The sequence below is a fragment of the Bacteroidales bacterium genome (assembly GCA_018334875.1).
In the GTDB taxonomy this organism is placed as follows: Bacteria; Bacteroidota; Bacteroidia; order Bacteroidales; family UBA12077; genus JAGXLC01.
Map to the genome: position 1 here is coordinate 1 of JAGXLC010000242.1, position 6,337 is coordinate 6,337.

Consider the following 6,337-nt stretch of genomic DNA (forward strand, 5'->3'; position numbering starts at 1 on the left):
GGATGGATATATCTTATGATTTTGCCGGTTTTCAGACCGAACGCAAATACCCTACAAAAAGCGCCTGGTCAATTTACGGGCAGGCAACCCGTCTGGTGCCGACAATGCCTGCATTCTGGCCCAACGGCAAACCCGGACCGGATATCGAATACGGAGACAACCCGGTTGTGACTTCTACCTTCGAAACGGGCCACGACGATGAAAAACATTACAAAACGCAGAATACACTGAGGCTGCAGCTTAATCCGCTGGAGAATCTTGATGTGGAAGCAAGGTATTCTTACGATGTGGACAACCGGTATGATTGGCGTTTCCAGAAGCCCTGGATATTGTATTTCCCCGACTGGGATACTGCTGAGGATACCGACGGGGACGGATTCATTGATGATATGGAGCTCATCCCCCAGGAAAGGGGTACCGAAGCGCCCAACCAAACCGAAGAGTACCATCGGGACCTGAGAGAGCAGGCCAATATAAGCGTAAGCTATGAACGTGATTTTGGCGATCACTACCTCAGCCTGTTTGGCTCTGTTGAACAGTTGAATGACGACGGAAACTACATTTCAGCCTATCGCAACTACTATATCTCCGACAAGGTGCAAACACTAAATGCCGGCGGTGAAAAAGAGAAAGACAATTCGGGTAGCCGCTGGATCTATTCCCGTAGATCGTTCATCGGCCGTGCCAGCTACAATTACCAGGAAAAGTACCTGGCTGAATTTACTTTCCGCCGGGATGGTTCCCTGAAATATCCTCCCGACAGCCGATGGGGTAACTTCCCCTCTTTTATGTTGGGCTGGAGAGCATCCGAAGAGAATTTCTGGCAGGAAAGCCTCCCCTTTATCAACTACTTTAAACTGAGAGCCAGTTACGGTAAAATGGGGATGGATCCGGGTAGTCCATTTCAGTACCTGAATAAATACAGCATAGGATCAGGAGTGGCATTTAGTACAGCAAAAGAGGTTGAATCCATTGTTTACCAGGAAGGCGTTGCCAACCCTAACATCACATGGGAAAAGGAAACTTCTTATAACGTAGGGTTTGAATCCCAGTTCCTGGATAATACTTTCAGCCTGGATGTTGACCTGTTTTATAAAAAGCGGTCGGATATTTTGACCAGCAGAAATGCTTCTGTTCCTCAATTTACCGGATTGGCTCTTCCCGATGAGAACATTGCCGAAGTGGACAACCGCGGATTTGAGATCCAGGCCGGTTACAACGAGGAGTTGGGACAGGATTTCAGTTTCAGTCTGAGAGGAAACATCAGTTATAACAAAAATGAGGTGATTTTTATGGATGAACCGAAAAGGTCGGTACCCTGGCAGGAGCGGGAAGGAAAACCTTATGGGGTGACCCTGATGTATGAAGCCATAGGTGTATTTGAAGACTGGGAGGAAGTGAATAATTATCCAAGCCATCCGGAAGCCAAACCCGGTGACATCAAATTAAAAGATGTTGATGGAGATGGAGAGATCACTGATGACGATATGATTTTGAGGGACCGAACAGAATCTCCCAGAACATTTTATGGAGTGACGCTTGATATGGCTTATAAAAACTGGAACCTCTCCATGCATGTTCAGGGTCAGGGAACCTATTACCAGCAGCATACCACTGATGGTCGCCGCGGGGAAGCCGGCAACTATTTCGGATGGAACTATGACAACCGCTGGACTCAGGGCAACCTCCCGGGCGTTGAGGCTAATACAGATACCGATGTGCCCAGGGCCAGGAACCGTGGTGATCAGTATTGGACATGGTGGAGAAGAAACAATACCTACTGGTGGGACAGCATGGCATATGCCCGCTTGAAACAGGCATCGCTTTCCTATAGTGTTCCTGAAGAGGCATTTGGTGGTATAGGTCTTAGCAGCGCAAGAATTTTTATAAGGGGCAATAACCTCTTTTTGATATACAGTGCTCAGGATAAGTTCGACCCCGAAGTGGGTAATCCGATGACCTATCCTCCGACAAGAACCATTGCCATGGGTGTAAATCTTACGTTCTAAATCATATAAATTGTGAATCTAATAAAATCAACTGATATGAATCATATAAAAAAGATATTGGGATATATAACGGCAGGGGTGATGTTGTTTATGATGCCTACATCATGTGAACAAGATCCCCTTGACCGGGAAGCCGTAAGCTCATTTACCGAAGAATCGGTATTTGATGACATTAATTTGACTAAGTCTTATCTGGGTGACTGTTACAACAACATAGGGGGTCCCGCCGGCTGGACCGGACAATTGGGATTGCTTGAAGATCTGCTTTCTTCAGCTACCGATGAAGCCCTATGTATTCACCGGCCAGGGGCGTATACCTGGTCAAAGGGTACTTTGGCTCCCGATGAACTGGGCCATTGGGGCAGCAATCGATTTGGTGCGTATAATTGGGAATTAATTTACGATAACATCAAGAATGTTAATGTGCTGCTTGCCAATATAGATGATGTTCCCACTGAAACTTCAACGGAAGAAGATCTTAAGGAACGTATGAAAGGAGAAGCTTATTTCATTAGGGCCTTTGAATATACAAATCTGTTGCGCACTTATGGAGGTGGAATCCTGGTGGAGGAGCCCTTTGAACTGGGTGAAGATTACTCAGGAATTAAAAGATCCTCTTTGGCTGAAACGAGGGATTTCATCCTTTCTGATATTGAAAATGCCATCGATCTTTTACCCCAGAGAGGCGGTATTGAGCAGGGACGTGCCACTCAGGGTGCTGCCGCTGCTTTGAAAGTTAGACTGCTTACATTTTGTGCCAGTGATCTGGTCAATGGGGGATATGAATCCAGTAATCCCCTGGTTTCCTTCCAGGAAGGCTCACAGCAGCAGCGATGGGAAGCTGCACAGTCCGCTGCCGAGTCATTCATTAATGGTGACTATGGAAACTATGGTTTGACCGGTACCACGGAGGATCCCCCGGAAGATATGACTGAAGAACAAATTCAGGAATATGCCGACAACTTCCACAGCGTTTTTTTACAAAAAGGAGAATGGAACGAGGAGTTAATCTGGGGGGTTCAGTACAACCAGGAAAAAGGGAATTATATGCTGGCAAATTTATGGCATGGTCCCAATGGATATAACAACTGGGGAAACAACAATCCACAGGAGCCGTTTGTTCGATCATTTGAAATGGCGGATGGCAGTGAATTTGATTGGGATGGCCCCGCTTCCGTGGATAATGAAAACGTAAGAGAAGCCACAGCTTCTGAACTGGAAAACAATCCCTATCTGGATCCGTATTATAGGCGTGAGCCCCGTTTTTATGCTTCTGTACTTTACCACGGTGCTCCCTGGCAGGATCGTTCCAAAGGACCCGCTGTTGTTGAAAGCGGTTATTTTGTAGAAGCAGGAGCTGATCATACAAATGACGATGCTGTAACCGCCGGAATGGATACCCGACAAGGTGAGGTTGAACCCTGGAACGGCACCAAAACCGGATATTACCTCAAAAAGTTCCTTGATCCCGAGATTCAGGGGCAGTACAACAACAATGAACAAGCCTGGCCTGAATTCAGATATGCCGAAATATTGCTGGATTATGCAGAAGCCAGCATTGAACTGGGAGAAATACAGAATGGCATCGAGGCTGTGAACAAAGTAAGAAATCGTGCCGGCTTGCCCGATAGACCGACAGGTGTTGGTCAGGACCAGGCCATGGAGTTTGTCCGCCACGAAAGAAAGATTGAATTTTTCGGTGAGGAAAAGCGTTGGTTTGACATACGCCGCTGGATGATTGCCGGTGAAGTCCTGCACGACGTACATGTAATGAACGTCTATGAGTGGGAAGATGGTAAGATGAGATGGGCGTATTCTCCATCTACAATTCAGGATGCACGGGAATGGAAAGAAAGCGCTTATTGGTTGCCAATTCCTTATGACGAAATGCAAAGAGCACCGCAGCTCACCCAGAATCCGAATTATTAATGCGGATATTGATTTGAATAAAAAAACCGATCCCAAGCCGGGATCGGTTTTTTTAGGAAAACCAGGTCTTATTACAGACCTTAGGCTATTATAAGTAATATAAAGAAGACACGACTAAAATTAAAAAAGCAAGAATTTGACTGGTAAGGTACTAAATAATCAACCACCACTAAATTTTTACAACTATGGAACACAAAAACAAACAAACCAGGAGAGAATTTCTCACAAAAAGTGCGCTTGGAGTTGCCGGAATGGCACTAACCGCCAACTGGCTTTCTTCATGCAGCAGAGGAACCAAGGCAGAACTCAGTCTTCCCCCGCTTTTAAATGAGGCACCTGATGGCGAGCCCTTGAAGGCAGGCCTGATAGGCTGCGGCGGCAGAGGTACTGGCGCTGCCATCAATTTCATCAACGCGGGCCCCAATCTGGAATTAGCCGCCATGGGCGATGTTTTTGAAGATAAAATGGCAGATAGTCGTAAGCGAATTAAAGAACAAACCGAACAAGAGGTCCCCGATAATCGGTGTTTCATTGGATTCGACGCCTATCAAAAGGTGATCGACTCGGATGTGGACATAGTAATTCTTGCCACTCCACCGTATTTCAGACCCCTGCACTTTGCTGCCTGCGTGGATGCCCATAAGCATGTTTTCATGGAAAAGCCCCTGGCAGTTGACCCGGTAGGAGCCCGTTCAATCATTAGCTCCTCGAAAAGAGCCGATGATCTCGGACTGACTGTTATTACCGGAACCCAGCGCCACCACCAGGAAAGCTACATTGAAGCCTATAAACGCATCATGCGTGGCGAAATAGGTGATATAGTCGGGGCAAACTGTTACTGGAACAGCGGCCAGCTTTGGTATCGGGAGAGAAAACCCGAGTGGAGCGATATGGAGTTCATGCTACGGGACTGGGTTAACTGGGCCTGGCTCTCAGGCGATCACATCACCGAGCAGCATGTGCACAACATCGATGTCATCAACTGGTTCATGGGCGGAAAATTTCCTCAGCGAGCCGTTGGTTTTGGCTCCAGACACCGCAGGGTTACCGGCGATCAGTACGACAATTTCAGCGTAGATTTTGTATATGAGGGAGACATTCACATGCATAGCATGTGCCGGCAGATAGACGGCTGCGTAAATGATGTTTCGGAATTTGTACGCGGTACAAAAGGTTATTCCGACTGCACCAGCTACATAGCCCGACCGGACGGTGAAAATATCTGGTCCTACGAGAAATCCGAAGATGTAAACAGCCCCTACCTGCAGGAGCACATTCACCTGGTAACCTCTATTCGGAGAGACGAACCCGTTAACGAGGCTGAATTTACAGCCAAATCAACGCTTTGCGCCATAATGGGTAGGATTTCTGCATACACGGGAGAAGAAGTCACCTGGGATGAGATGATGAAGTCGAGCCTCCGGTTGGGTCCCGAAGGAGGCCCTGAGTCCGTAACTTCTATGGGTTCCAGTGATCTGGTTAATAATGAAGTTCCGGTACCCGGTTCGGAAGAATAAATGGGAAGCCATTTCTAAATGATCCATTTATGAGTTTGTTCTAAAAAGGCGCTAAGCGGCTTATTTGGCAAAATACCAAGAAATTATCATTATGATTAATAGATATCTGTAAGAGCCGCTTGGCGCCATATCAATCATATTTTATCTTTTTATACCGGATTCATTTATTTTATAAATAAAAACCAATACCATTATGAAAAAAATTGTAGTCGTAGCCCTTATGGCCGTGTTCACCGTCGCGGTGTGCTTTGTTATTCTCGGTTCCGTCTCGGTGGAGTTAATGAATGATCTGGGCATCAAAGAAGATGCCTTTGGCTCACTGGTCATGGCCTTGTTTCTGACCAGTTGTATCGTCCAGCTTTTCCTCGGCCCCCTGGTAGATAAATTCGGCCACAAACCCCTGGCCATCTTTGGATTTGCCCTGGTGGCGGCAAGCATGTTTTTGCTGGCCTTTGCCACGAGCTATGCCCTGGCCATGCTGGCCAGTATCCTGCTGGGTATAGGGGCCATGTCCCTCAATACAGTAGGCAATACCCTTATCCCGGCAGTGCTTTATAAGGGGGAAGACCCCGCCCGCGCCAGCAACTTTGGCAATGTTTTCTTTGGCGTAGGCTATGTACTGACCCCGCTGCTTTTTACCCTTTTTTTACAAAGCCTCAGCTACAGCGGCGCCGTGTCCATTATGGGGGCAATAGTGGTCGGTTTTTTTATTGTATCCCTGACCACGAGCTATCCCCATATAGCCAGCGGATTTAGGTTGTCCATGGCTGTTGACCTCCTTAAGAAATCCGCGGTATTGATTGGTGTTTTGGCCCTGTTTTTCTATATGTCCCTTGAAATCACCATGACCACCTGGGGTAAGCCGCTTATGACAGAACTTTT

At 47.0% G+C, this 6,337-nt stretch carries 4 protein-coding genes; all 4 read left to right on the plus strand.

Annotated elements, in window-relative coordinates:
- Positions 1–2,009: SusC/RagA family TonB-linked outer membrane protein (locus KGY70_15350; protein MBS3776571.1), on the plus strand; the 2,009-nt coding region annotated here is incomplete at its 5' end.
- A 36-nt stretch (positions 2,010–2,045) separates the two neighbouring features.
- Positions 2,046–3,938 (plus strand): RagB/SusD family nutrient uptake outer membrane protein, encoded by a 1,893-nt coding sequence (locus KGY70_15355; protein MBS3776572.1) that lies wholly within the window; start codon positions 2,046–2,048, stop codon positions 3,936–3,938.
- A gap of 185 nt (positions 3,939–4,123) precedes the next feature.
- Positions 4,124–5,455: a Gfo/Idh/MocA family oxidoreductase gene (locus KGY70_15360; GenBank protein ID MBS3776573.1), complete on the plus strand. Its 1,332-nt coding sequence runs from the start codon at positions 4,124–4,126 to the stop codon at positions 5,453–5,455.
- Between the two features lie 193 nt (positions 5,456–5,648).
- Positions 5,649–6,337 (plus strand): MFS transporter (locus KGY70_15365; GenBank protein ID MBS3776574.1); only part of this gene is annotated, 689 nt, incomplete at its 3' end.